The organism is Vreelandella songnenensis (genome assembly GCF_003002925.1).
Classification (GTDB): domain Bacteria; phylum Pseudomonadota; class Gammaproteobacteria; order Pseudomonadales; family Halomonadaceae; genus Vreelandella; species Vreelandella songnenensis.
Genome location: NZ_PVTK01000015.1, coordinates 13,373 through 36,809 on the forward strand (window position 1 = coordinate 13,373; position 23,437 = coordinate 36,809).

Annotated in this window: 20 protein-coding genes; 10 read left to right on the forward strand and 10 right to left on the reverse strand. The window is 62.2% G+C overall.

Features of this window, described 5'->3' with window-relative positions:
* Positions 1-215 precede the first annotated feature (215 nt).
* The 8 genes from edd (at position 216) to B0H98_RS16415 (ending at position 8,588) form a co-directional block, all read left to right on the forward strand.
* Positions 216-2,108, forward strand: coding sequence for a phosphogluconate dehydratase (edd, locus tag B0H98_RS16380; protein WP_106376141.1), 1,893 nt, complete (start codon positions 216-218; stop codon positions 2,106-2,108).
* Complete coding sequence (gene glk / locus B0H98_RS16385; protein ID WP_106376142.1) at positions 2,105-3,073, forward strand: glucokinase; 969 nt, start codon at positions 2,105-2,107, stop codon at positions 3,071-3,073. The genes edd and glk overlap by 4 nt, the downstream gene beginning before the upstream one ends.
* Positions 3,074-3,109: 36 nt before the next feature.
* Positions 3,110-4,072, forward strand: coding sequence for a carbohydrate kinase family protein (locus B0H98_RS16390; RefSeq protein ID WP_106376143.1), 963 nt, complete (start codon positions 3,110-3,112; stop codon positions 4,070-4,072).
* Between the two features lie 91 nt (positions 4,073-4,163).
* On the forward strand, positions 4,164-4,904 hold the full coding sequence (locus B0H98_RS16395) for a FadR/GntR family transcriptional regulator (RefSeq protein ID WP_106376144.1): 741 nt from the start codon (positions 4,164-4,166) through the stop codon (positions 4,902-4,904).
* Positions 4,905-4,943: 39 nt separating this feature from the next.
* Positions 4,944-6,092, forward strand: coding sequence for a galactonate dehydratase (gene dgoD / locus B0H98_RS16400; protein WP_106376145.1), 1,149 nt, complete (start codon positions 4,944-4,946; stop codon positions 6,090-6,092).
* Between the two features lie 23 nt (positions 6,093-6,115).
* Positions 6,116-7,102, forward strand: a complete 987-nt coding sequence (locus B0H98_RS16405; RefSeq protein ID WP_106376146.1) for a 2-dehydro-3-deoxygalactonokinase — start codon at positions 6,116-6,118, stop codon at positions 7,100-7,102.
* Positions 7,099-7,707, forward strand: a complete 609-nt coding sequence (locus tag B0H98_RS16410) for a 2-dehydro-3-deoxy-6-phosphogalactonate aldolase (RefSeq protein WP_106376147.1) — start codon at positions 7,099-7,101, stop codon at positions 7,705-7,707. The genes B0H98_RS16405 and B0H98_RS16410 overlap by 4 nt, the downstream gene beginning before the upstream one ends.
* Positions 7,704-8,588, forward strand: coding sequence for an SMP-30/gluconolactonase/LRE family protein (locus tag B0H98_RS16415; RefSeq protein WP_106376148.1), 885 nt, complete (start codon positions 7,704-7,706; stop codon positions 8,586-8,588). The genes B0H98_RS16410 and B0H98_RS16415 overlap by 4 nt, the downstream gene beginning before the upstream one ends.
* A 110-nt stretch (positions 8,589-8,698) precedes the next feature.
* Here B0H98_RS16415 and B0H98_RS16420 read toward each other — a convergent pair whose 3' ends face one another.
* The 4 genes from B0H98_RS16420 to zwf all read right to left on the reverse strand — a co-directional run bounded on the left by B0H98_RS16420 (position 8,699) and on the right by zwf (position 13,359).
* The gene (locus B0H98_RS16420; protein WP_106376149.1) at positions 8,699-10,294 is read right to left on the reverse strand and encodes a solute:sodium symporter family transporter; all 1,596 of its coding nucleotides are present in this window, start codon (positions 10,292-10,294) and stop codon (positions 8,699-8,701) included.
* Between the two features lie 194 nt (positions 10,295-10,488).
* Positions 10,489-11,151, reverse strand: coding sequence for a bifunctional 4-hydroxy-2-oxoglutarate aldolase/2-dehydro-3-deoxy-phosphogluconate aldolase (locus B0H98_RS16425; protein WP_106376150.1), 663 nt, complete (start codon positions 11,149-11,151; stop codon positions 10,489-10,491).
* A 35-nt stretch (positions 11,152-11,186) separates the two neighbouring features.
* Positions 11,187-11,852 carry a 6-phosphogluconolactonase gene (gene pgl / locus B0H98_RS16430; RefSeq protein WP_106376151.1) on the reverse strand — a complete coding sequence of 222 codons (666 nt, stop codon included), beginning with the start codon at positions 11,850-11,852 and terminating at the stop codon, positions 11,187-11,189.
* A gap of 1 nt (position 11,853) precedes the next feature.
* On the reverse strand, positions 11,854-13,359 hold the full coding sequence (gene zwf / locus B0H98_RS16435) for a glucose-6-phosphate dehydrogenase (protein ID WP_106376152.1): 1,506 nt from the start codon (positions 13,357-13,359) through the stop codon (positions 11,854-11,856).
* 368 nt (positions 13,360-13,727) lie between these two features.
* Here zwf and B0H98_RS16440 point away from each other — a divergent pair, with 368 nt between their 5' ends.
* The gene (locus B0H98_RS16440; RefSeq protein WP_106376153.1) at positions 13,728-15,215 is read left to right on the forward strand and encodes a TrkH family potassium uptake protein; all 1,488 of its coding nucleotides are present in this window, start codon (positions 13,728-13,730) and stop codon (positions 15,213-15,215) included.
* On the opposite strand, the gene B0H98_RS16445 is transcribed toward B0H98_RS16440, so the two are convergent.
* The 6 genes from B0H98_RS16445 to B0H98_RS17340 are packed head-to-tail and all read right to left on the reverse strand — an operon-like array spanning position 15,212 to position 23,163.
* A complete protein-coding gene (locus tag B0H98_RS16445; RefSeq protein WP_106376154.1) occupies positions 15,212-15,934 on the reverse strand; it encodes a response regulator in 723 nt (240 codons plus the stop codon). The two genes, B0H98_RS16440 and B0H98_RS16445, sit on opposite strands and share 4 nt — an antisense overlap.
* Positions 15,924-18,608, reverse strand: a complete 2,685-nt coding sequence (locus B0H98_RS16450) for a sensor histidine kinase (RefSeq protein ID WP_106376155.1) — start codon at positions 18,606-18,608, stop codon at positions 15,924-15,926. Before B0H98_RS16450 ends, B0H98_RS16445 begins: the two co-directional genes overlap by 11 nt.
* Before the next feature lie 4 nt (positions 18,609-18,612).
* A complete protein-coding gene (gene kdpC, locus B0H98_RS16455; protein ID WP_106376156.1) occupies positions 18,613-19,290 on the reverse strand; it encodes a potassium-transporting ATPase subunit KdpC in 678 nt (225 codons plus the stop codon).
* Between the two features lie 11 nt (positions 19,291-19,301).
* Positions 19,302-21,338 carry a potassium-transporting ATPase subunit KdpB gene (kdpB, locus tag B0H98_RS16460; RefSeq protein ID WP_106376157.1) on the reverse strand — a complete coding sequence of 679 codons (2,037 nt, stop codon included), beginning with the start codon at positions 21,336-21,338 and terminating at the stop codon, positions 19,302-19,304.
* 10 nt (positions 21,339-21,348) lie between these two features.
* Positions 21,349-23,040, reverse strand: a complete 1,692-nt coding sequence (kdpA, locus tag B0H98_RS16465) for a potassium-transporting ATPase subunit KdpA (protein WP_106376158.1) — start codon at positions 23,038-23,040, stop codon at positions 21,349-21,351.
* Positions 23,041-23,049: 9 nt separating this feature from the next.
* Positions 23,050-23,163 carry a potassium-transporting ATPase subunit F gene (locus tag B0H98_RS17340; protein WP_208623638.1) on the reverse strand — a complete coding sequence of 38 codons (114 nt, stop codon included), beginning with the start codon at positions 23,161-23,163 and terminating at the stop codon, positions 23,050-23,052.
* Between the two features lie 173 nt (positions 23,164-23,336).
* On the opposite strand from B0H98_RS17340, the gene B0H98_RS16475 reads away from it, so the two are divergent.
* On the forward strand, positions 23,337-23,437 hold a 101-nt coding region (locus tag B0H98_RS16475), incomplete at its 3' end, for an NAD-binding protein (RefSeq protein ID WP_146130238.1).

Consider the following 23,437-nt stretch of genomic DNA (forward strand, 5'->3'; position numbering starts at 1 on the left):
CCTAGGCCGGGCCGGTCACCCGCAGTACCCTGCGGGTGACCGGCTTTTTTGGACACGGTTTTTACCAACCGCGTTTTTATAAACCTGCGCACTTATATGCATAGAGTAATAAAACTACGCATCTTGCTATTTCACGCTTTAAAACTCTTAATCTGGCGCATTAGTATGTAAAATAACTACACAAGCCGTGCCGTTTCACTCATGCCGAGGTTCCTATGCCGAGTTCATCACCTGCTACGTTACATACCACCGTTGCCCAGGTTACCCAACGTATCCGCGAGCGTTCCCGGCAGCGGCGCGCCCTTTACGAAGACCACATGGCCGAGCAGCACAGACAAGGGGTGCACCGCGGCGAGCTCTCCTGCGGCAACCTGGCCCACGGCTTTGCCGGCTGCGATGTGCCCACCGACAAGAACCGCCTCAAGCTGACCAACAGCGCCAACCTGGGCATCGTGTCGTCCTACAACGACATGCTTTCCGCCCACCGGCCGTTTGAGGATTACCCTGCCGTCATCAAGGAAGCGGCGCGTGGCATGGGCTCCACCGCCCAGTTTGCCGGTGGCGTACCCGCCATGTGCGATGGCGTGACCCAGGGCCAGCCGGGGATGGAGCTGTCGCTCTTCTCCCGCGATGTGATTGCCATGGCAACGGCGGTCGCGCTTTCCCACAACATGTTCGACGCCACGCTGTATCTGGGTATCTGCGACAAGATCGTCCCCGGGCTTTTCATCGGTGCGGCGCGCTTTGGCCACCTGCCCGCCATGTTCGTCCCCGGCGGGCCGATGACCACCGGCCTGCCCAACGATGAAAAGGCCCGCGTGCGCCAGCTTTTTGCTGAAGGCAAGGTGGGCCGCGATGAGCTTCTCGAAGCCGAATCCCAGTCCTACCATAGCCCCGGCACCTGCACCTTCTACGGCACCGCCAACTCCAACCAGCTGATGATGGAGATGATGGGCCTGCACCTGCCCGGCGCGTCGTTTGTGAACCCCGGCACGCCGTTGCGCGAAGCGTTGACCCGCTACGCCACCGAGCAGGCGATTCGCAACACCGAGCAGAGCGGCAACTACCGTCCGTTCTACAAGCAGATCGACGAGCGCGCCATCGTCAATGCCATGGTCGGCCTGCTGGCCTCCGGCGGCTCCACCAACCACACCCTGCACCTGGTCGCCATGGCGGCGGCAGCGGGTATCACCATCAATTGGGACGACTTCACCGAGCTTTCCGCGGTAGTGCCCAGCATGACGCGCATCTACCCCAACGGCCAGGCGGATGTGAATCACTTCCAGGCGGCGGGCGGCATGAGCCTGCTGATTCGCGAGCTGCTTGACGCCGGGTTGATTCATGGCGATATCCCCACGGTGTTTGGTACCGACATGAGCGCCTACACTCAGGAGCCTTTCCTTGAAGATGGCAAGCTCACCTGGCGCGAAGGCCCCACCGAAAGCCTGGACCCTGACGTGCTGCGCCCGGTAGGCAACCCCTTCTCGCCCACCGGCGGGCTTACCGTGCTGGACGGCAACCTGGGACGTGGCGTGATCAAGATTTCCGCGGTCAAGCAGGCGCATCGCGTGGTGGAAGCGCCGGTGCAACTGTTTGATGACCAGAACCAGGTAAAAGCGGCGTTCGAATCCGGCCAGCTGGACCGCGATGTGATCGTGGTGGTCCGCTTCCAGGGCCCCAAGGCCAACGGCATGCCGGAACTTCACAAGCTCACTCCGTTTCTAGGAGTGCTTCAGGATCGAGGCTTCAAGGTCGCCCTGGTGACCGACGGGCGTATGTCCGGCGCTTCCGGCAAGGTGCCGGCCGCTATTCACGTGACGCCCGAAGCGGTTGACCGAGGCCCGCTCGCCAAGCTGCAGGATGGCGATATCGTGCGCCTGGATGCCGAAACCGGCGAGCTCAACGTCCTGGTGGATGCGGCTACCCTGGCGGCCCGCCCGCTTGCCCAGGTCAATCTCGAACACAGTCACTTTGGCATGGGCCGCGAGCTGTTCGGCGGCTTTCGCCACCTGGCCACCCGGGCGGAAGAAGGCGCCGGGGTGTTTGGCGGTTTTGAAGCTGACGTGCTGGCCCGCGAACTCGAAAAGATCGAGCAGGAAGACCAATGAGCCGACCGGCCCTGATTGGCGATATCGGCGGCACCAACGCTCGCTTTGCCCTGGTAACCCCAGGGCAGGCGGTGCCGCAGGATATTCTCAACCTGCCCTGCGCGGATTACCCAGGCGTGGTGGAAGCCGCCCAGGACTACCTGAACCGCGTGGGTGCCACCGGTAGCAGCGCCCCGGTCGAGGCCTGCCTGGCCTTTGCCTGCCCGGTGCATGCCGAACAGGTCAAGATGACCAACAATCATTGGCAGTTCCTGAAAAGCGAGGTGCAGCAAGCGCTTGGCCTTTCGCTGTTCAAGGTGATCAACGACTTTACCGCCCAGGCGCTGGGCATTCCCCACGTCCCCGCGCAGAACCTGGTCGAAGTCAAACCCGGCAACGCGCAGGCCCACACCCTGCGCCTGGTGATTGGCCCGGGAACGGGCCTTGGCGTGGCGGGTGTTTTCCCTGGCCAGCGCGCCTGGATACCGCTGCCTACCGAAGGCGGACACGTCACGTTTGCCCCCACCGATGAGCTTGAACGCAAGCTGTCTGCCGAGCTTGAGGCGCGCTACACCCGGGTAAGCGTTGAACGCATGCTGTGCGGCCAGGGAATCGTGGATATTCATGCGGCCCTGTGTGCGTTCGAAAGCGTCGCGCCCAAACTGGAAACCGCCGCGGCGATCACCCAGGCCGCTCAGGAGGGCGACGCGCTTGCCCGCCAGACGCTGCAACGATTCTTGAAGATTCTGGGCGACGTATGTGGCGACACGACGTTGACCATGGGCGCTCGCGGTGGCGTATACCTGTGCGGCGGGATCGTCCCTCGCCTGCTGGACTGGCTGCCGGAAAGTGCGCTTTGTAGCGCGTTTACCAACAAGGGCCGCATGTACGCCTATAATGCCGATATTCCCATCTGGGTGGTCACCCACCCCTGGACAGGGCTGTTAGGAGCCGCTGAAGCGCTGCATAATGAGGAAGTGTTCTAGACTTTAATCTTTCATTACAACAGCAAGGAATGCGCCATGACGTCAGTGATCGCGTTTGGGGAAGCGCTGGTCGATATGCTGTCAAACCGTTTGGGAGACACGCTGGATCAGCCCGAAACCTTCACCCCCTACGCCGGCGGCGCGCCCGCCAATGTAGCGGTTGCCTGCGCACGCCTGGGCGTACCCAGCCGCTTTCTGGGCATGGTCGGTGAGGATACCTTTGGCCACTTCCTGATTCGCGAGCTTGAGCACCACGGCGTCGATACCACTGGCATTGTACGTACCAATGTAGCCCGCACGGCACTGGCCTTTGTTTCCCGCGATGCCGCCGGCGAGCGCACCTTCGATTTCTATCGCCCGCCCGCCGCGGATCTTCTCTACCGCCTTCATCATCTGCCCCAGGGTATATTTGAATTTCCCGCCATTGTTCACCTGTGCAGCAATAGCCTGACGGACTCCGCCATCGCCGACACCACCCTGAGCATTGCTCAAGCGGCCAGAGATGCGGGCTGCCTGATCAGCGTGGATGCCAATCTGCGCCATAACCTTTGGGTCAGCGGCACGGCGGATGCGGGGCTAGTGACACAGCTGCTCGATACCGCCGAACTGGTCAAGGTCTCCCTTGAGGAACTTGACTACCTGTGCGGTGACAAGACTCAAGCTGAGTGGGTGGCCGAGCGGCTTAGCGCGGGCGCCAAGATCGTAGTGGTGACCGATGGCCCAAACCCTGTACGGGTTAGCGGCACCCATATCGATTTACGCATTTCACCCCCTGAGGTGCAGGCGGTGGATACCACGGCGGGGGGCGATGCTTTTATCGGCGGGCTTCTGGCCGAGCTTTCCCGCCACGGATTCGAACAGGATTGGCATCAGGACTGCGCCTTTTTAGCCCGGGCTGTGGATATTGCCTGCCGCTGCGGCGCCCACGCCGTTACGCGCCCGGGTTCCTACGCGGCCCTGCCCACTCTCGACGATATTCAACTTCTACGTCTTGGCTGATGGCGGCGTCCGACAGGCAACTTTCGTCTGATTGTTAAAATGTCAGACATTTAATAAGCTCTAGGTATCAACGCCTACCTAGAGCTGCATCATGACGCTGGATGCCTTACCCGCCCACTCCGGTGGAGCTGAAAACCTGGCCCGCCTGCTGGCTCGCGCACTGCTTGCGGGGCACTGGCAGCCGGGCTGCATATTTCCCAAAGAGCTGGATATCAGCCAGCATTTTTCCGTTAGCCGCAACCAGGTGCGCAACGCGCTGGCGAGCCTCTCAGGCGCTGGGCTTTTAGAGCGCACCGCCGGACGCGGCACCCGAGTGCGCGCCATGGGGGACTGGCATCTGCTTGATCCCTTGATGAGCGGCTGGATGACCGGGCTTGTAGATCTCGACCCCAAGCTTGTGCGGGCCATCTACGCGTTCCGCTTTTCCGCCGAACCGCTGGTAGCGGGCCTTGCCGCCCAGGCGGCCAGCGTCGAGGATATCCAGCGCCTTGAAGCCGCGTTTGCCGGCATGCAGCGCTCGGCGGAACAGCCCGACGCCCGCCCTCAGCATATCGAGTATGACGTTGCCTTCCATGATGTGATTTACCAGGCTACCCATAATCTGGTCTGGCGGCAGATGGGCTATCTGCTGCGCCCCTCCATCATGGCACTGGTACACCGCTCCCAGCACGATATCGGAACCCTCGACGATAGCCTCGCCCGGCACGGCCATGTGCTGGAGGCCATCAGGGCGGGCGATGTGATCGCCGCCGAAACCGCGGCCCGCGAAGTGCTTCGGCGCACCGCCACCGACCTGGGTATCGTTGCCGATACGCCTTCGAATCCCCTTTAACGCGCGCCGCTTCACGGCCCACCATGAGGAACGCACCGCATGAAAATTACCCGCCTTAAAACCTGGCAAGTACCGCCGCGCTGGCTGTTTCTAAAAATCGAGACCGACGAAGGCTGCTACGGCTGGGGCGAACCGGTCATCGAAGGCCGGGCGGCTACCGTGGAAGCCGCCGTGCATGAGCTTGCCGACTACCTGATCGGCCAGGACCCGCACCGTATCGAGCATCTCTGGAACACGCTGTACCGCGCCGGTTTCTATCGCGGTGGTCCGATTCTGATGAGCGCCATCGCCGGTATCGATCAGGCGCTGTGGGATCTGAAGGGGCGCGACCTGGGCGTACCCGTGCACCAGCTGCTGGGCGGCGCGGTGCGCGACAAGATGCGCATGTACGCCTGGACCGGCGGCGACCGACCCAGCGACGTGGGTGCAGGCGCCAAGGCGCTGGTCGAGAAAGGCTTTACCGCGTTCAAGATGAACGGCACTCCGGAAATGCAGATTGTCGACTCCCACCGCAAGGTTGACGAAGCCGTGGCGCGGGTGCGTGAAGCGCGCGAAGCGGTGGGTCCGGATGTCGGCATCGGCATCGACTTTCACGGCCGCGTGCACCGCCCCATGGCCAAGGCGCTCTTGCGTGAACTGGAGCCGTTTCACCCGATGTTCGTCGAGGAGCCGGTGGCGCCTGAGCACCTGCCCTGCCTGAAGGATATTGCCGGCGGGCTGGGCTATCCGTTGGCCACCGGCGAGCGGCTGCACACGCGCTTTCAGTTCCGCGATCTGCTCCAGGACGGCATGATCGATATCATCCAACCGGATATTTCCCACTGCGGCGGCATCAGCGAGGGGTTAAAGATCGCCGCGCTCGCCTCCGCCTATGATGTGGCGCTTGCCCCCCACTGCCCGCTGGGGCCGCTGACCCTTGCCGCCTCGCTCCAGCTCGATGCGGTAAGCCACAATGCCTTCATTCAAGAGCAGAGCATGGGCATTCACTACAATCAGGGCAATGACGTGCTGGATTATCTGGTGGATAAGACGGCGCTGAGCATCACCGACGGCTTCTGCGCCATTCCTCAAGGACCGGGGTTGGGCGTCGAGATCGACGAAGCCTTTGTCGAGGAGCGCGCCAAGACCGGCCACCGCTGGCGGAACCCGGTATGGACCCACGATGATGGCTCGATTGCCGAGTGGTAAACCGCGACAAGGAGAGCAGCCAAATGCACAGCGATGACGCACCAGGGCGCGAGCTTGCCTGGATTGCGGTGGACTGGGGCTCCAGCAACCTGCGCGCCTGGGCGATGGACGAGCAAGGTCAGATCATCAACCAGGCCGGCAGCGATAAAGGCATGCTGGCGCTGACGCCGGATGCCTACGAAGCCGAACTTGAGCGCCTGGTAAGCCCATGGCTACCGGCCAGTGGCCAGTTTGACGTAGTGGTATGCGGCATGGCAGGCGCCCGCCAGGGCTGGCGGGAAGCGGCCTACCTGCCGGTGCCTAGCGCCCTGCATCAGCTCAGCCAGGGCGCCGTTGCGCCACGCCTTGAAGGCACGCGGCTTCGGGTTCACCTGCTCCCTGGGCTGAGCCAGACGCGCAGCGCCGCACAGCACTTTGATGTCATGCGCGGCGAAGAAACCCAGCTTGCCGGGCTGGTCGCCGAGAAGCCCGATTTTTCAGGGCTTGTCTGCCTGCCCGGCACTCATGCCAAATGGGCCACGCTTGAATCGGGTGCGGTCACCCGGTTCACCACGTATCTTACCGGCGAGCTTTATCAGTTGCTGGCGAATCAGTCAGTGCTCAAGCACTCGGTAGGCAGTGACGATCTTGACGAGCCTGCCTGCCACGACGCCTTCACGCGCGCCGTGGCCGAGATTCACGCCGCCCCTCAAGCCTTCAGCAGCCGCCTGTTCGGGCTGCGTGCCCAGGACTTGCTGGATAGCCGCCTGCCGTCGTGCAGCGCCCGCGCGGCGGTTCTGGCCGCCAGGCTTTCCGGGCTAGCCATAGGGCTCGAGCTGAGCGGCGCCTGCCAGGGGCAGCCTGAGGAGGAACCGGTTACACTGATCGGCAACCCGGCACTTTGCCGGCGCTACCGCGTGGCGCTGGAAGCCATTGGCTGCACAGCGACACACCTGGATGGCGACAGCGCCGTGCTGGCCGGCCTGCGCCTTGCCCACGGGGCGCTAACTCACCATGGAGAGGTATTATGACACTGCCACTGATAGGGATTCTGCGCGGCGTAACCCCCGACGAAGTAATAGACATTGCCCGCGAGGTACTTGCCGCAGGCATTACCCATATTGAAGTGCCGCTCAATTCCCCCGACCCGTTCACCAGTATCGGCATGCTGGCTGAAGCCTTTGGTGAACACGCCGTGATTGGTGCCGGTACGGTGCTTATTCCCGAGCAGGTGCGCGAAGTACATGACGTTGGCGGACGCCTGATCGTATCGCCCAACTGCCGCCCCAGCGTGATTGAGGAGACGCGTCATCTGGGCATGGCCAGCTGGCCGGGAATCATGACCCCATCTGAAGCCTTTGATGCGATAGACGCAGGCGCCACCGGCCTGAAACTCTTCCCTGCCGTGCAGGTAGGCATCGAAGGCATGAAGGCAATGCGCTCAGTGCTGCCAACCGGCACGCTGCTGTACGCGGTGGGTGGCGTTGGCGTCGACAACTTTGCCGCCTGGCGGGCGGCGGGTATTGATGGTGCAGGACTTGGGAGCGCGCTTTACAAACCGGGCCAGACACCTGAAGAAGTCGGCCGCCAGGCCCAGGCGCTGGTTGCCGCCTGGGAGGCGGGAGAGCACGCATGAATGCTTCCACCTGGCAGGCCGAGCTCTGCGTGGACTCACGCTGCGAGCTGGGTGAAGGCCCGCAGTGGCACGCCGCACAAAAGCGGCTCTACTGGTGCGACATTTTAGGCAAGCACCTGCACTGGCTTGACCCTGCCACTGATAGCCATGCAAGCGTAGCGCTCGACCAGATGGTTTCCTGCGCAGCGCCCGTGAATGACGGCCGGCTGCTGCTCGTCGGTGAGCGAAGCCTCGTTCTTTTCGACACCGAGCGCCAGACCCAAACGCCCTTGTGCGATTTCGAAGCCGACAATCCGGTCACACGCAGCAACGATGCGCGCGTGGACCATCACGGCAGCCTGTGGCTTTCGACTATGGGCAAGAACGCCGAGCATGGTGCGGGCAGCCTTTACCGGCTGCATCGCGGCGAGCTTGTCACTCTGCGTACCGGGCTGACCATTCCCAACGCGATCTGCTTTTCAGCCGATGCCCAAAGCGCCTACTTCACCGATACGCCTACCGGACAGGTGATGCGCTGGGCGCTGGACGAAAACGGCTGGCCCGTGGGCGAGCCCGAATGCTTTGCCGACTTTTCTGCCTATTCCGGCAGCCCGGATGGCGCGGTAATGGATAGCGAAGGCTGTATCTGGCTTTCGCTTTGGGGTGCCGGTGAAGTGGTTCGCCTGGATACCCAGGGCCAGATAATCGGGCGTATCGAGCTGCCGGTTGACCAGCCCTCCTGCCCGGTATTTGCAGGCGCTGGCCTCGAAACGCTGTACATCACCACGGCCCGGGAAGGCTTGAGCTTGGAAAAACTTGCCGAAACGCCCACCGCAGGTTCGCTCTATCGGGTAGAAACCGGCATTGCCGGCCTTGCCGAGCCGTCTTTGCAGTTGGTCTAGCCAGCAGGCGTTCGGTTACGATCCGTAACCCATCAAAAAGCCCCGCGAGTATTGCGCTCGCGGGGCTTTTTTACAGCTCGATGTAAAGCTCAGGTCATTCAGCTCATGAATTAACCCGCAAAGCTTATGTACATCACGATCACCAGCACCACCAGCACGATGCCCGCCGGTACTGCGCCCTTCCAGGGGGTCAGGTCGACATCGCCAGTGTGCTCCTGCACCCAGTCGGTTTCACGGGGTCGAAGCTTACCGATAATCAGCATGGTCACTACCAGCAGTGCGAACACCAGGGCCACGAAGTGGAACTCGTGCATCACCTGGGGCAACAGTGTAAAGGGCGGTACAAAGTAGCCCGCGGCGATCAGCAGGCAGCCGCCGACCAGAGCAATCTTGGCAGCCATGGGTGGGACGCGCTTGGTCAGAAGGCCCACCAGCACGACGGCCAGAATGGGGATGAAGTAGATCGCGTTCATCTTCTGCAGGTAGCCAAACAGGCTATCCTGCCCGGCCAACAGGGGTGCAATGATCATGGTGATGATCGCCATGATCCAGCCAAACACCTTGCCGGACTTGACCACCTGCGCTTCCGTGGCGTCCTTGTTCAGCACGCCTTTATAGATGCCCAGGCTGAAGATGGTAGTGGTGCTGTTGAGCGCCGAGTTGAACGAGGAGAGAATGGCCCCGACCATCACCGCGGCGAAGAATCCGGTCAGGTAAGGCGGCAGCACGTTAAACACCAGATGGCCGTAGGCTTCATCGGCACGCACGCCCTGGTCGGCATACAGGTGATAGGCGATGATGCCCGGCAGCACCAGGTAAAGCGGTCCCAGCAGCTTGAACAGGCCGGTCAGCAGCACGCCCTTCTGTCCTTCGGCCAGATTCTTGGCGGCAAAGGTACGCTGGATGATCTGCTGGTTGGTGCTCCAGTAGAACAGGTTGATCAGGAAGACCCCGGTAAACAGGGTGAAGAACGGCACCTGCTGCTCGGACCCGCCGATGGAGTTGAGCTTTTCCGGGTCGCTCTCCTTGAGAATGCTCCAGCCTTCCATGATGCCGGTGCCCCCGCTGACCGCCTGCAGGCCGAAATAGACAATCACGAAACCACCGACCAGCAGGCCGATACCGTTGAGCGTGTCGGATACGGCAACCGTACGCAGCCCGCCGAATAGGGCGTAAACCGCGCCAATGATGCCCACGATCCACACCGTCAGCCATAAAAGCGTGGTGGAGGACTCAATGCCGGTCAGCCCCTGCAGATCCAGCATGCCCTGCAGGCCAATGGCGCCGGAGTAGAGAATGATGGGCAGCAGGATCACCGCGTAGGCGATCAAGAAGATGATGTTGGTGATCAGCTGCGTGTCTTTATCAAAGCGGATTTCCAGCAGTTGAGGCAGCGTGGCGATACCGCTTTTCAGAAAGCGCGGCAGGAAAAACAGCGCCAGCGCCACCAGGGCAATGACCGCCACCACTTCCCAGGCCATGACGCTCAGGCCGTCGGCAAAGGCGGCACCGTTGAGGCCGACCATCTGCTCGGTGGAAAGGTTGGTCATCAACAGCGAACCGGCAATCAGCGGAAAGGTCAGCGAACGCCCGGCCAGAAAGTAGCCGCTGGTACTTGAGTGATCATCCCGGTGCGTAATGCGCCAGGTGATGAACGCGACAAGCCCCGTAAAAAACAGAAAAGACGCCAGGGTGAGCATGTGCATATGAGCTGCTCCATCTTCTTGTAAGTGGTTTATGGATATTAGGCTGAATGCACCTAAATGTCTGACATATTGGCAATAAGTTTAATGGAGTGAATGATTAACCTGTTATCCATCTTTGGTCGTAATTTCCCGGATTCAGCCCATAAAAAACCGGACAGGAGAACCCTGCCCGGCAGCATCCATACAGTGCGCCTTTAGCGATGGAAGCGTTCGGCAGCTTCCTGCGCCAGTTTGCGAATGCCGTCCCAGTCTTCGGCCTCGACCAGCTTGCTGGGCGTAAGCCAGGAACCGCCCACACACATCACGTTGGGCAACGACAGGTAAGATTCGGCGTTATCGATGGTAATGCCACCCGTGGGGCAGAACTGTGCGCCGGGGATGGGTGCACCGAAGGCCTTGAGCGCCTTGGCGCCACCGCTGGATTCCGCGGGGAAGAACTTGAACCGGCGGTAGCCATACTGCCAGCCGGTCATCAGCTCCGATACCGTAGAAACCCCCGGCAGCATGGGCACAGCACTCTCAACGCCATAGCGGTAAAGCGCTTCGGTCGCGCCCGGCGTCACGACAAAATCCGCGCCTGCTTCTTCGGCCTGACGGTACTGGGCCGGTGTCAGCACGGTGCCCACACCAATACTGGCGCCGGTGAGCTCTTTTTTCATGCGCTTGATGGCTTCGAGCGCGCAGTCGGTGCGCAGGGTAATTTCCAGTACGCTCAAACCGCCTTCGACAAGCGCCCTGCCCAGCGGCACGGCGTCTTCAAGACGCTCGATGGTAATGACCGGAATCACTTCCGCCTTATGGCAGATGCTGTCGAGTTCGGCGGTGCGCGTTGAGGGCAGCTGTTTATCAATGGACATGGCGTGTCTCCAGGTAACCTGTTGTTGGATGATCGTTATGGCGCCCAGTAAATCGCCAGCGGGCAGGATAGAAAAGCGCGAATAGGCAGTTGCCGGACATCATCACCGTTCAGGGCATTGGCCAGTACGGTGCGCTTGTCGTCACCGGTAATATGCAGAATATGCCGGCTCGCCTGATGCAGGCGGCCTGCAGAAAAGGTAATGCGCGGCTGAGGCTGACTGGGCGTGCGCACCGCGACCAGCGGCTCATCGGTGGCAAGAGCCAGACCCAGCTCCTGGCTATCCGGGAAAAGCGACGCCGTGTGGCCATCACCGCCCATCCCCAGAATCACCACGCTTGCCGGCCAGGCAAGCCCTGCCGTGCGCTCGGCCACTTCCTCCACGCCCTCCTCCGGGGTCGAAGCACCCGAGGTCAGCGGCACGAAGTGCGCAGCGGCCGCGTTACCTTGAAGCAGGTTCTCGCGCACCAGCTTTGCGTTGCTGTCGGGGCTTTCGGCATCCACCCAGCGCTCGTCGGCAAGGGTAATATCGACCCGCTCCCAGGCAAGCGGCTTGGCCGCCAGGGCCTTGAAAAAGGGCACCGGCGTCGAGCCGCCGGAAACGATCAGCAGCACGCGTTCCTGATGGCCTAGATCTTCATCGAGGGCCTTCGCTACCGCTTCGGCCAGCTGCTCGGCAAGCTTTTGACGTGCCTGTGTCATATCAGTAATCCTCGTACCAGCTGCGGCCATCCTGGGTAATCATGGCAATGGATGCCACCGGCCCCCAGGAACCGGCGGGGTAGCGCCGGGGCGGCGTTTCGCGCGCCTGCCAGCCCTCGATCAGTTGATCACACCAGCGCCAGGCGTGCTCGACCTCGTCACGGCGCACAAACAGGTACTGCTGGCCTTTCATCACTTCCAGCAGCAGCCGTTCGTAGGCATCGGGAATCCGCGACTTGGGAAAGGCACTGTTGAAGTCCAGATGCAGCGGGCCGGGGCGCAGGCGCATGCCCTTGTCCAGGCCGCTATCCTTGGTGAGGACCTGAAGCGCAATCCCCTCTTCCGGCTGCAGGCGAATGATCAGCTTATTGGAGGCAATGCCGCGCTGGTCGGGGTCGAAGATGTAGTGCGCCTGCTGGCGAAAGTGAATGACGATCTGGGAAAGCTTTTCCGGCATGCGCTTGCCGGTACGCAGGTAGAACGGCACGCCTGCCCAGCGCCAGTTGGCCACTTCGGTTTTCATGGCCACGAAGGTTTCGGTCTGGCTCTGGGTATTGGCGTCTTCTTCTTCCAGGTAGCCCGGCACGGACTGACCATCGCTGGTGCCGGCAATGTACTGGCCGCGTACCACATCCCGGCCCAGCGCCTCGCCGGTAAATGGCTTGAGCGCCTTGAGCACCTTGACCTTTTCATCGCGGATGGCATCGGCATCCAGATTGGAAGGCGGGTCCATGGCGATCAGACAGAGTAACTGCAGAAGATGATTCTGAACCATGTCGCGGAGCTGGCCAGCGTCATCGAAGTAGCCCCAGCGGCCTTCGATGCCGACCTTCTCGGCCACGGTAATTTCCACGTGGGAGATATGGTTCTGGTTCCACTGGGTACCGAACAAGGGGTTGGCGAACCGCAGCGCTATCAGGTTCTGAACCGTTTCCTTGCCCAGGTAATGATCGATACGATACACCCGTGACTCGGGGAAAACGGCGCCGATGGCGTCGTTGATCTGTTCGGAGGATTCAAGGTCGTAGCCGATGGGTTTTTCCACCACGACCCGAGTATTGTCATCCAGGCTGCCGCTGGCATGCAGATTGTGGCAGATATCGCCGTAGATACGCGCAGCCACGGACAGATAAACCACCATGGGGCGTTCGGCACCTTCACGCCACTGGCGAATGGCGTCGTACCCTTCAGCCGTGGTGAAATCAAGCTGGCGATAGTCCAGGCGCTCGAGAAAACGCTCGATACTCGTTTCATCTACCTCGCTATCCTTGAGCCGTTTGCGCAGCGCACCGCTTACCTGTTGGCGAAAAGCCGCTACATCGTGCTCCTGGCGTGCCAGCCCCAGAATACGCGTGCTTTCCGGCATCAGGCCTTCACGGTCCAAGTGGTACAAGGCAGGAAACAGCTTGCGCATGGCAAGGTCGCCCAACGCCCCGAACAGCGCCAAATCAATGGCATGATCACGTCCGCCTAATGGGGCGCCTGGGGAGGCATATGACTTGCTCATCTCTGCTCCTATATATCGCCAAACCACTTTTGTGGTTAGATTACCTAAAACCTATCTAAAAAGCGGCCAATAGCGCAACATTATATGTAAATTTACTACAAAAAAACCACAATATCGTTTTTGTCAGCGATTATATCGGTGGCCGCCACCTGCTTAACTTTCTTCATATTCACTTTACGCCCTCTCCTCTATCGTCGCTACCGCCTCGCTGCACAAGAGAGCGACGGCAAAAGCGTCCGGTCTTTGCGCCTGAAGGCCCCACTATCGGTTGCTCTAAAAGCCGTTTTTTTAGAAGAATTTTACGGACGTCAACCAAAAGTCGTGGTGTGATAACCAATTGAACCTTGGCACAACTCAAGAGCGGATCAATGACCATTTTTCCCGGCCGGCTTCACTATCAGGAAACGTATCGAAACTGGGCGCAAATATTCAAGATCATGTCGGTACTCTGGCTGGTGCTGGCCATGTTCATGACCCTGCCATGGCTTGTGCTGCTTCTGGAAGGCGACCCGGACGCCGCCGCCTTTGGCCTGTCCATCGTGATTGTGGTGGGGGCGACGCTTCTCGCCTGGCTGCTGACCCGCGGTGTATCGCTTGAACTGCGACCCTGGCAGATGTTCGTTCTGACTGCGTCGAGCTGGGTCAGCATCACCGGGTTTGCAAGCCTGCCGCTGATTCTGGGGGCGCCGCAACTGAGCATTACCAACGCCGTGTTTGAGTCGGTTTCGGCGATTACCACCACCGGCTCCACCGTGATGGTGGGCATCGAGCATCTTTCTGACGGCCTGAAGCTGTGGCGAGGCCTGATGCAGTGGATGGGCGGCATTGGCATTATCGTGATGGGCATCGCCATTCTGCCGTTTCTGAAAGTGGGCGGCATGCGGCTTTTTCATACCGAGTCCTCCGACTGGTCGGACAAGGTAATGCCGCGAACAGGCGGCATTGCCAAGGCCACCTTGAGCATCTATGTGGCTCTGACCCTACTGGCCATGATCTGCTACTGGCTAGGCGGCATGCGCCCGCTGGACGCCATTGTGCATGCCATGTCATCGCTCTCGACAGGCGGCTTTGCCAACTCCGATGCCTCCTTCGGAGCTTATGCGGAAAAGCCCTGGCTCTTGTGGATGGCCAGCGCCTTCATGCTCAGCGGCGCGCTGCCCTTTGTACTGTATATTCGCTTTATCCGTACCTCACGCAGCGCGCTGTGGAAGGATCAGCAGGTACGCGGGCTCTTGAAGCTGCTGCTGGCGGCGATCCTGATCCTCAGCGCCTGGCGAGTGCTTCAGGGCGATCACTGGTTCGTGTCGCTCACCCACGTTACCTTCAACGTGATTTCCGTTGTCACCACCACCGGCTACGCGTCGGATGATTACACGCTGTGGGGGTCGCTGCCGGTGGTGGCGTTTTTCTACCTGACCTTTGTCGGGGGCTGCAGCGGCTCCACCAGCGGTGGCATGAAGATCTTCCGTTTCCAGATTGCCATGCTGATGCTGCGTAACCAGCTGCGCTATCTGATTCATGCCAACGGTGTCTTTACCACGCGCTATAACCAGCAGCCGGTTACCAGCGATATCTCCAGAAGCGTGGTGGCGTTTTCCTTCTTCTTCTTCATCACCATTGCTGCACTGGCGCTTGGGCTTTCCGCACTGGGGCTGGACCTGGTAACGGCGCTGAGCGGCGCGGCCACGGCGGTGGCCAACGTGGGCCCGGGGCTTGGCGATACCATTGGGCCCGCCGGCAACTTCACCAGCCTACCGGATGCGGCGAAATGGCTTTTGTGCATCGGCATGCTGATGGGCCGCCTGGAAATCCTCACCGTGGTGGTACTGATGACACCGATGTTCTGGCGTCGCTAGATGGCGTGCGCGCGCACGGGCTCCACCAGAAGCCGATACCCGACGCCAGCTTCGGTCTGCAGCAGTACCGGCGTCTGGGGGTCGTCGCCGAGTTTCTGGCGCAGCCGGCTGACCACGATGCGCAGGTAGTGGGTATCGTCCACGTGGGTCGGGCCCCACACTTCCTTGAGTAGCTGGGTCTGGGTCACCACCCGGCCCGCATAGCGGCACAGGCGGGCCAGCACCGCGAACTCCTTGCGAGTAAGGTGCACCGGCACCTGGTTCAGCGCTACCCGGCGAAGCTCCAGGTCAATGGTGAGCCCCTGGCTTGTATAGCAGCTGGCGACCGCCTCGCCCTTCGCCCGCAGCGCCTGACGCTGCACGGCGCGGATACGCGCCAGAAGCTCCTGAATGCCGAACGGCTTGGTCACGTAGTCGTTGGCACCGTTATCCAGCGAGCTGACCTTCTCTTCTTCACGGTCGCGCACGGAGACCACGATCACCGGCACGCTGCTGTGCTCGCGGATGCCGCGCAGCACCTCATGGCCGTCCATGTCAGGCAGCCCCAGATCGAGCAGCACCACGTCCGGCGCCTGGGTATACACCGCGCCCAGCGCCTGCTCGCCGTTCTCGGCTTCGATTACTGAGTACCCCTGGGACGCCAGACTGATGCGCAGAAAACGCCGGATCTGCGGCTCGTCGTCAACAATCAGTATGCGTGTGCTGCCTTCACTCTTCATCGGCTCTCCTTGTGTCGGTCTCCAATAGCGGCAGGGTAATGATGATGGCGGTGCCCCGCCCGCTTTCTGCAGTATCGGCACTGATCGTGCCCCCGTGGGCGCCAATCATGCCACGGCAGATCGCAAGCCCCAGGCCACTGCCGTGAGCACTGCGGTCGCCGTCGCCACCGCTGTAGAACATGTCGAATACCTGCTCGCGCAGATCATGAGCAATGCCCGGCCCCTGATCCTCGATGGTGATTACCAGCGTCGCGGGCTCTCCTTCACGCAGATGCGCCTTGATGGAAAGCTCCCCACCCGGCGGTGAAAATCGCTGGGCGTTATCCAGCACGTTGACCAGCGCCTGTTCGATCAGCGCCGGATGAACGTACAAGAGCGGCAGTGACGCGGGCCAGGACCGGCGCACCGTCACGTGCTTCAAGGAGTGCCCCAGGCGTTTGAGCGCCGAGTTGATCAGGTCCTCGAACGCCACCCAGTCACGCTCGAGCTTGAGCGTGCCGTGGCCCAGACGCGTCATGTCCAGCAGGTTCTGGATGTAGCGGTTGAGGCGCTCACTTTCGGACAGAATACCGTCGAGCAGTTCGCGCTGGTCACTGTCGCTGAGCTGTGGCCTGAGTTCGATCAGCGAGCTGGTCGCCCCGATGATCGAGGCAAGCGGCGTGCGCAGATCGTGGGAGACCGATGACAGCAGCGCCGAGCGCAGCCGCTCGTTCTCCTCGGACACCCGCGTGGCGTTGAGCTCGGACACCAGGCGGGTACGCTCCAGCGCCATGCTGAGCTGGCGCACCAGGGTATCCATCAGCGCTTCCTGCTCGTGACTCAAGGCCTTGGGAGCCGCCGACAGCTTGAGCGCCAACATGCCCACGCCTTGCCCCTGCACGGTCAGCGGCGTCAGGCGCCAGGCCTGCTGGCTGAGCGTCTGGGTGCCTCGACCGCTGGGTTTCTGGTGCTGCCAGCTCCATACCGCGGCCTGACGAGCGGTGATGTCCAGGTGCTCGGAAGCCGGCAGCGCGTGCACTACGCGCACTTCGCTGGCACTTTCGGCACTCTCGAGAAAGGCGGTAGGCACCGCAAAGCAGTCCACCAGGGTATCCACCCCTACCTTGGCAACGCCTTTGCTATCGGTCGCCATGGAGAGCTGCTCGGCGTAGCGCAGCAGCAGCCGGGTCTGGTCGCGGCTTGCGCGCAGCGCCATCAGCCGCTGACGCCCGCGTCCGGCAAGCTGGCCCACCACCAGGGCTACCAGAAAGAACAGCACCACCGTCAGCAGCTGGCCGCGCTCCACCATCGCAAAGGTCAGGCGCGGCTGGGTAAAGAAGAAGTTGAACACCAGAAAACCGGCCACGGCGCTGAACATGGCCATGGTGGTGCCTGCCCATACGGCGCTGAACAGGACCGCGGCCAGAAACACCAGCGACAGATTGGCAAGCTCCAGCCAGGGTTCCAGCAAAAGCGCCACGCCAAGCGACGCCGCCACGCCCAGGCTGGTGGCGATGAATTGAGGAGGACGCAGCCGTAAACCCAGGTGACGCAGCGGCCGACGGCGGTTGCCGCCTCCCTTTGCCACCACGACGATATCGAATGCCTCGGCACGGGCCAGCAGCCGCTGAGCCAGCGGCCGCGACCATGGCCATGCACGGCGCCTGACCTCGCGCCCCACCACGATGGTAGTGGCATTGATGGCGCGGGCGTAATTGACCACTTCCCCCAGCTGGCTTTGCCCCTGCAGGCGTAGCGAATCACCGCCCAATCGGGTCACCAGGCTGAAGGTCTGTTCGACCGCCAACTGCTGCTCGGCGCTGTCGGCACCCTTGTCTACATAGACGGCGCGCCACACCGCCAGGCGCCGCTCGGCCATCCGATGGGCCGCGCGCACCAGCGATATATCCTCGTCACCGCCGTTGATGACCACGACCAGATGCGGCCTGACCGGCCAGGGCCCCGCCCGCCCGCCGGCGTCCATGGCCACCTTTACATCAGCATCGACCCGCTCGGCCATGGTCTGAATGGCCAGCTCGCGCAGCGCGTTGAGGTTCGACTCGTTGAAATACCCCTCCATGGCGGCCCGGGCCTGCTCGGGGATGTACACCTTGCCACGCCTTAGACGTTCGAGTAACTCTTCGGGCGTGAGGTCAACCAGCGATACATCGCGGGCGCGCTCGAGCAGCGTATCGGGCACGGTTTCGCGCATGCGAATGCCGGTAATCCGGGCGACGTCGTCATTGAGGCTCTCCAGATGCTGGACGTTGACCGTGGTCCACACGTCGATGCCCGCCTCCAGAAGCTCCTCGATATCCTGATAGCGTCTGGCGTGGCGGCTGCCGGGGATATTGCGATGGGCGAGTTCATCCACCAGCAGAATGCCGGGGCGCCGCGCCAGGGCGGCATCGAGATCGAACTCGTGAAACGTTCGTCCGTGGTGCTGCAGGGGCGAAAGCGGAATGCGCGCCAGCCCCTCGCACAGCGCCTCGGTGTCGGCACGCCCGTGGGACTCCACCACGCCGATCACGATATCCTCGCCCTCTTCCATACGCTCACGCGCGGTGCGCAGCATGGTGTAGGTCTTGCCGACGCCAGGAGCGGCGCCCAGGAATACACGCAAACAGCCGCGCGCCTCCCGGCGCGCGGCTTTGAGTAATGCATCGGGATCGGGCCGCGGATCCGCTGAATACATCGTGTCACTCCACGGTGTTTGAAGGGGTATCGTTTGCTGCCGAGTCAGCCCCCGGTGCAGCCGGGTAGCGTTCATCAAGGCTTGCGTTCAGACGCAGCACGTTGATCACCGGCGCCCCCAGCCAGCCGGTATTCTCAAGGGCAGGCTCAAGCAGCGCGGTCACGCTAGCTTCGTCGATTTGGCGTGCCTGCGCTACCCTTGCCACCTGGAGCCTGGCGGCTTCCGGCGAAATATGCGGGTCAACCCCGGAACCGGAGGCGGTAATCAGATCGACAGGTATCTGATCGACACTGACACCTTCACGCCGGGCAATGGCCTGGGCGTCGGCTTCAGCCCGCTCGCGCAGCGCCACGTTGCTGGGTGCCAGATTGGAGCCGGATACACTGGCCGCATCGTTACCTGCGGCAGAGGGTCGGCCGATAAAGTATTCATTGCCCACAAAGGTCTGGGCGACCAGGCGGGAGCCGATGACCCTTCCCGAGGCGTCCCGCAGCAGGCTGCCCCCCGCCTGTTCCGGAAACAGCCAGCCGCCGACGGCGGTGGTGGCCAGGGGGTAGGCAAGGCCCAGGAGCACGGCCATCACGGCCAGAAAGCGCAGCGCGCTGCTCCACGAGGCGCGTGTCTGAAGGGCCTCGTCTTCCACAGGTAACGTTTCTTGCTCGACGTTCTCGACAGTTTCCATCGATGTTTCTCCTAAAGGAACAGGGCGATCAGCATGTCCAGCAGCTTGATGGCAGGGAACGGCAGCAGCAGCCCGCCAAGCCCATAGATGAGCAGATTGCGACGCAGAAGCTCCGTGGCCGAGGCCGCCTTGACCGACACCCCGCGCAGGGCGAAGGGAATCAGTGCCGGAATGATCAGCGCATTGAACAGCACCGCGGCCAGCACCGCCGAAGTGGGCGAGTGCAGATTCATCACATCCAGCACGCCAAGCGCTGGAATGCTCGCGGCAAACAGCGCCGGGAGGATAACGAAGTACTTGGCGACATCGTTGGCCAGCGAAAACGTGGTCAGCGCTCCGCGCGTCACCAGCAGCTGCTTGCCGATTTCCACCGCGCTGATCAGCTTGCCGGGGTCGGAATCCAGATCCACCATGTTGGCGGCTTCGCGGGCGGCCTGAGTGCCCGAGTTCATCGCCAGACCAAGATCCGCCTGGGCAAGCGCGGGCGCATCGTTTGTGCCGTCCCCTACCATGGCCACCAGGCGGCCGCTGGCCTGCTCTTCGCGAATCAGCGCCAGCTTGCGCTCCGGCGTCGCCTCGGCAATGTAGTCATCCACCCCTGCCGTGGCGGCAATCGCCGAGGCGGTGATCGGGTTGTCGCCGGTGATCATGACCGTCTTGATGCCCATGGCGCGCAGCTCGGCAAACTTCTCTGCAATACCGCTCTTGATCACGTCAGACAGTGCCACCACGCCCAGCAGCTGCTTGCCTTCGGCCACGGCGATGGGCGTGGCGCCGTCTCGGGAAATACGCGCAATCACCTGATCGTAGTCGCCGGGTATCTCGCCGCCCTGCGCCGTCACCCAGGCGGCGATGGCGTTGGGTGCCCCTTTGCGCAGCGTGCGTCCGCTCGTCAGGTCAACGCCGGATAGCCGGGTCTGTGCGCTGAAGGCTTCAAACGTGGCGCCATCGGCCTCTTCACTGAGCTGACTATCCACGCCCTGCTCGGTGGCAAGCGCGACAATCGAGCGGCCTTCCGGGGTCGGGTCGTCCAGTGAAGTCAAGAATGCCACGTCGCGCAGGCGCTGGCGCGATACCTGCTGGCAGGGGGCAAACTCCGTGGCGCGGCGATCCCCCAGGGTAATGGTGCCGGTCTTGTCCAGCAGCAGCGTGTCGATGCTGCCGGCAATCTCGACGGCCTTGCCCGACTTGGCCACCAGGTTGGCGCGCAGGGCGCGCTCCATGCCGGCAATGCCGATGGCCGGCAGCAGGCCACCGATGGTGGTGGGAATCAAACACACCAGCAGCGCCACCAGCATCACCGTGGACGTTTCCACACCGACGAAGGCGGCCATGGGCACCAGGGTCACCACCACGATCAGAAACACCAGGGTGAGCATGGCCAGCAGCACCGACAGCGCCAGCTCCGAAGGCGTCTTCTGGCGGCTGGCACCTTCGACCAGGGCAATCATGCGATCCAGCAGCGACTCGCCGGGATTGGCGCTCACCTCGATGATCAGTTGATCCGACAGCACCTTGGTACCTGCGCTGACACCGCTGTTATCGGTACCGGCTTCACGCAGTACCGGGGCGGACTCGCCGGTCACCGCGGATTCGTTGATGGACGCCGCGCCTTCGACGATGTCGCCATCCGCCGGAATCAGCTCACCGGCCATCACCTTCACCCTATCGCCGCGGCGCAGGGAATCGGCGGACACTGGGTGGGTCGAGCCATCGGCATCGAGCCTCTGCGCGGTGAGTTCCCCCTTGGTCTTGCGCAGTGCCCCGGCGTGCGCCTTGCCGCGTGACTCCGCCAGCGACTCCGCGCCGGTGGCGAACAGCACCGTGGCCAGCAGCAGCAGCGCAATGGTCAGGGCAAAGCCACCGTTTTCACCCTGGGCAAAGGCCACGGGGGTCAGCGCAAAGCACACCACGGTGCCAATGGCGACCACGGCCATGACGGGATTGCGGGCCAGAAGCTGCGGCGCCAGACCCTTGATCGCGCCGGTGACCACCTGCCCCACGGGCAGCGAACGGCGTGGCTTGTTGACTAACGGTGTATCTGACATCTCGTTTCTCCTAGAAGCCCTGCACGACGGCTTCGGCAATGGGGCCCAGCACCAGCGCCGGCAAAAAGCCCAGCAGATTGACAATCACGATCACCCCGGCGGTCAGGCCCATGAACGCCAGGCTGTCCATGGGAAGCGTGCCCCGGCCAGCAGGCGCCGCGCGCTTGCCCGCCAGCCACGCGGCCACCGCCAGAGGCACCAGCATGGGCAGAAAACGCCCCACCAGAAGCGCCACCACGCAGGCAAGGTTCCACCAGGGCGTGGCGTCACCCAGCCCCTCGAAACCGGAGCCGTTGTTGGCAAATGCCGAGGTAAATTCGTAGAGCACCTGGGACAGGCCATGGAAGCCGGGATTCGAGTTCTGCACGGCGCCAGGCATGGCCACCGTGAGTGCCGAAAGCCCCAGAATGACCAACGGCTGGGCCAGAATTGCCAGGGAAATCCAGCGCATCTCGCGGGTCTCCAGGGGCTTGCCGAAAAGCTCCGGTGCCCGGCCGACCATCAGTGAGCCGACAAAGGCGGCCAGCATCAGGTAGAGAAAGAAGCCAATCAGCCCCACCCCTATGCCACCAAAGGTCACGTTCACGAACATGTCCATCAGCAGCATCATGCCGCCCATGGGGTTGAAGCTGTCGTGCATGGCATTGACCGAGCCGTTGGAGGTCTGGGTGGTCCAACTGCCCCACAGCGCGGAAAGGTCCGTACCGAAACGCAGCTCCTTGCCCTCCAGGTTGGCCCCGGGCTGGGAAAGCTCGGCAAGCGCGACGTTGGGCATCCGTTCGGAGTAGACCACCACCGAGGTGGAGACGAGCGAGAACACCAGCATCACCGCCCCCACCCCCAGCATGAGCCGCCGGCGACCGCTGATCAGGGCAATGGCAAACAGCAGCGCCACCGGAATCAGCGTAAGCGAGGCGGTTTCAATCACGTTGGCAAGCGGCGTGGGGTTTTCAAGCGGCACGCTGGAGTTGGGTCCGTACCAGCCGCCACCGTTGGTGCCCAGCTGTTTGATGGCGACCATGGAGGCCACCGGCCCGAGCGGAATGGACTGTATCTCCTCGACCTGGGGATCCAGCATTTCAACCTGAGGCGCCGCCTGATAGCTTGCCGGTACGCCCTGCCAGGTGAGCAGCAGCGCCACCACGACGGCCAGGGGCAGCAGAACGCGTACCACGCCGCGGGTCAGGTCCTGGTAGTAGTTGCCCACGCCTTTGAGCACGCTGGCGCCGCGCTTGATCAACAGCGTGCGCGCGATGGCCACCAGCACCGCAAGCCCCGTGGCCGGGGTCAGAAACTGCAGCGTGACAATCGCCAGCGTCTGGCTCAGGTGCGAAAGCTGCGCCTGCCCCGAGTAGTGCTGCTGGTTGGTGTTGGTCGCAAACGATACCGCCGTATGCAGCGCGGTATCCCAGGGCATGCCAGCGATACCGTCCGGGTTCAGCGGCAGCATGCCCTGGAACATGAAGACCAGCCAGGCCAGCAGGATCAGCCCTGCATGGAGCTTCAGGACGGCCAGCGCATAGGCCTGCCAGGTCATGCTCTGATGGCTGTCGATACCTGCCAGGCGGTAGATGGGGGTTTCAATGACGGCGAACAGCGCATCCATCCGGGTTCGCCTGCTCCCCAGCGCCCGCCCCATGTAGAGCCCCAGCGGCACGCCAAGCAGTGCCACCAGCGCGTAAATGGCGATCATGTCGTTCATGGCGATCTCCTAGAAACGCTCGGGGCAGATTAATGCGTAGAACAGATACGTGGCCGTAACCGTCGCGATGATCAGCAGTACAATATTCATCAATACGCCTCCTGTGATTGACCCGACGAGCATAAGAAGAGCAGGCGTAAAAATTCGATGCCGTTTGGGGCCTCAGGCGTTAAAAAGGCGTAAAAAAACGCCATTCAAGGCGTTTTGAGCGAGGTTGGGGGCCGGGCGCCCTCGACAGCTTCCCCACGGATAGGTGACTATCAAGCCTCTCGTTGCTTAAGTGGGTTTTTCCCCTGATGAAGATCATCATTCTCGGCGCCGGCCAGGTCGGCGGCACCCTGGCGGAGCACCTCGCCCGCGAGGAAAACGACATCACCGTGGTCGACACGGACGCCAA